Source organism: Lentisphaerota bacterium (assembly GCA_016873675.1).
Classification (GTDB): Bacteria; Verrucomicrobiota; Kiritimatiellia; order RFP12; family JAAYNR01; genus VGWG01.
This window is the reverse complement of the sequence record VGWG01000177.1, coordinates 1-3,454: the sequence shown is the minus strand read 5'-3', so window position 1 is coordinate 3,454 and position 3,454 is coordinate 1. Positions and strand designations below refer to the sequence as shown.

2 protein-coding genes and 1 pseudogene are annotated in these 3,454 nt (G+C 61.4%); all 3 read right to left on the bottom strand.

Annotated elements, in window-relative coordinates; all coding sequences use genetic code 11:
* Positions 1–1,135: hypothetical protein (locus FJ222_12360; protein ID MBM4165214.1), on the bottom strand; the 1,135-nt coding region annotated here is incomplete at its 3' end.
* Positions 1,132–2,557 (bottom strand): annotated as a pseudogene (locus FJ222_12355) (arylsulfatase). The pseudogene FJ222_12355 and the gene FJ222_12360, both read right to left, overlap by 4 nt.
* Before the next feature lie 196 nt (positions 2,558–2,753).
* Positions 2,754–3,425 carry a DUF4976 domain-containing protein gene (locus tag FJ222_12350; GenBank protein MBM4165213.1) on the bottom strand — a complete coding sequence of 224 codons (672 nt, stop codon included), beginning with the start codon at positions 3,423–3,425 and terminating at the stop codon, positions 2,754–2,756.
* Positions 3,426–3,454: the final 29 nt, after the last annotated feature.

Below are 3,454 nucleotides of genomic sequence, written 5' to 3'. Positions count from 1 at the left end.
ACGCAAAGGCCGGGCGCAAGTGCGTGTAAGGATGCTGATTGTAAGGCGCGCTCGGCTGCATACCGCGCCATTTCCAGCCAATGAAGTCCAGTAAAACATCCCAGTCTTCCGAGGCGTGGGTGTGAGTGCCCGGCCGTAGGTGAAAGGCGAGATCGTCCGGGCTGCCCAGAAAGCGATAGACTTCGCCGGCCGCCCAGGCGCACTGCACCATGCCTTCCGGATTTGACCAGCGATCATCCAGGGCATAGGTCAGCAGGAGGGGACGCGGCGCGATCGCGGCCAGCAAACCGTGCTGATCGAACGGAATCTCGCCTTCCCGTCTGAGATACGGCCTCAGTCCTGGGCCGAACCAGGAGGGGAAGACGTTGAGTATGTTGAGCGTCTCTCCGCCATGGCCGACATAGCGAGAAGCGGCGCTTCCTCCGGTACCGGAGGCGTTGTCGTTGACGAGCGTGATCCGGCTGTCTGTCGCGGCTGCGAGAAGCACGGTCTTGCCGCCGCGCGAGTGGCCTGTCACGGCGATCCGCGTCTTGTCAATGAACGGCAACTGGTGGAGCAGATCCACGCACCGGTGGTAACCCCAGGCCCAGGCCGCCAAGGCGCCGAAGGTCCGGCCGGGATAGACATCGTAGAGCCCCCCCCTTCGTTGGGTTGGATCCGGTACTCCATGATATCCCAGATCTTCAGCCATCTCCGTCCGGTTGAAAGTGATCAGGGCGCACCCGCTGCCTACAACGCGTCTGGACACATCCTCCGACACATACGCCCAGCATCCATCGCCGTTTACAATGGCCGGGCATGGTTCGCCTGTGTTAGGAAAGAGTATTCGGACGCAGAAGGAAAGGTCGCGTTTGCCACCGTGGCAGGTGATGCGGTAGGTCCAGAGATGAGGTTTGTCCGGCCAGCGGCGCACGGCAGAGTGCGCCAGTGTTTCCACCTCGATCGCATCGGGAGCCGGCGGCATCCCGCCATATTCCAGATCGAGGATCAACTTGCGCCATGCATCGGCACGCGTAGACCATTCTTCACGGTTTTGCACGCGACGACCGTTGGGAAGCGCAAAGAGGTCCGGTAATTCGCCCCCGTTCACGATCAGCACGGTCGGAGATTCGTTTCCCTTGTTCAATGCAGTCATGTCTCCTCCAAGCGATTATCAGGCCACGCAGGAACATCACTTTTTCTTTTGTTCAGGACCCTTTGCGTCCAGGGGCCAGTTCGGATCGTCCACGCGCGCCGCCTGCATCAACGCTTCGGCTCGGGCGACCAGATCCGGTTTCTCGGCCGCCAGATCGTGTTTTTCGTCCGGATCGGTCGCGAGGTCGAACAATTTGATCGCCTGATCCACGCCGTGGCGCTGGGCCTTCCAGTTGCCGAACCGGATCGCCTGGATGGGACGGCCCTCGTGCAGTTCCCAGTAAAAGTACTCGCGCTTCGGCGCCGCGCCGCCCTTCAGGAACGTCACGAGCGAGAGACCGTCCGTCTGATAACCTGCGGGCAGTGTTGCGCCGGTCAGTTCGGCCACGGTCGGCAGAAAATCCCAGAACGCCCACGGCTCGTCGCTGACCCGCCCGGCGGGTATCACGCCCGGCCACCAGGCCAGCGCCGCCTGGCGAAGCGATCCTTCACCCATCGAGCGTTTTCCGCCGGACAAGGTCCACGTCGCAGGCTTGGTCTTATCGGAACCTTCGGCCGGCCCGTTGTCTCCGGCAAACATCACCAGGGTGTCCCGGTCGAGTTTTAGCTCCTTAAGCAGGGCAAGGATCTGTCCCACGTCGCTGTCGAGGCGCGTGACCATGGCGGCATACGTCTTTTGGTCCTTCGGCCACGGCTTGTCTTTGTACAGGCCCAGATCGTCGATCTCGTAGAAGGCATGCGGCAGGGTCACGGCATAATAGAGAAAGAACGGCTCGTCCCTGTGCTCCCGCACCCACTTGAGCGTCGCATCGGTAATCAGGTTTTGCGCATAGGTCGTCTTCCCGGTGCTGTTGCCGGGCAAATCGAACGACTGGTCGTCATTGAACAGGTTTTTGGGATAATAACTGTGGGCGTGCGTCTGACAATTGTAGCCGAAGAAGTGGTCGAAGCCTTTCTTCAGGGGACTGCCGGTGGTGTCGAACATGCCCATGCCCCATTTGCCCACGCAGGCCGTGGCATAGCCGGCGGACTTGAGCACCTGCGCGACGGTGAGGGTCTCGGCGGGCAGCGGCATCTGGCCCCCGCCTTTCATGGGCCGGTTGGCGCGGATCGGGCAGTGCCCCATGTGCAGTCCGGTCATCAGCGACGCGCGTGACGGCGCACAGACGGTCGTACCGCAATAAGCCTGCGTGTAGCGCGTGCCTGCGGCGGCCATGCGATCGAGATTGGGCGTCTGGATCAGTTCCTGGCCGTAGCAGCCCAAGTCGGACTGCCCCAGGTCGTCAGCCAGAATGAAAATGATGTTGGGTTTACGGGCGGCTGCCGACGCGCCTCTTTCACCCTCCGCGGCCATCACAATCCCCGGCAGCCCGGCCGCCAGCATTCCCACTCCGGTCATTCGCATCAAGTTGCGTTGGTTCATGTAGTGCCTCCCTGGATGAGCGCGCGCAATTCGCCCACGAGCCGGACAAAGCCCGGTGGCCGGCGGACCGCCGGTTTCTCGTCACTTGATCGCTTCTTCCTCGCAATGGGTTGCTTCATTAAAGTTCCCCCCGGAATGCCTTTGCCAGTACGGCGGGCGTGCCCGATTCACGTTAAGCGTATGAAGTCCCGTCTGTTCATAGAGCATTCCGTTCTGCTCTAAAAGTATCGTTCGTCGCGGTCTGCCATTCCTTCAGCAACTGACGATGACGGCGCAGTTCGTCCGCGAATTCGGGCTTCGACACGAGATTATGCATCTCGCCCGGATCGGAATCCAGATCGAAAAGCATTTCCGGCCGCCGGCCGTGAGAAAACACCATATACTTGAACCTGTCGGTCCGCACCATGCGGCCGGTTTTGGCGGGCTCGTCGGGGTTCGGATCGAGTTCGGTCACCACGAAGGGCTGACCTGGAAGGTCGGGCCGCTCGATCACCGGGCGCAGGCTGACCCCCGTGACCTGCGGATCAACCGGCACGCCGGCGAAATCACAGATGGTAGGCAGAAGATCGACGCCGGAAGCCAGATGCGTTCGATCCACACGCCCGGCCTCAATCACACCGGGCCAGCGGAACACCAGCGGCACGGTCACCGGATTCTCGTACAGCATGAGTTTCACCACCCAGTGGTGGGCGGCCATCCCTTCGCCGTGATCACTGGTGAACACAACCAGCGTCTCTTCCTCAAGGCCGGACTCGCGCAACGCCTCCATGATCCTGCCAACCTGCACATCGGTTTCTTCCACGATGCGGTGGTAGTCGCGCAGATACCCGCGCCAGAGATCATCGGACCAATCGGTCACGTAGCTCATCTCCTGACCATATTTGTGCCGGTTACGGC

Bases quoted from the DNA above. Each gene is read 5' to 3' on its own strand.
- FJ222_12350 (MBM4165213.1), bottom strand. From the start codon at position 3,425: ATGAGCTACGTGACCGATTGGTCCGATGATCTCTGGCGCGGGTATCTG.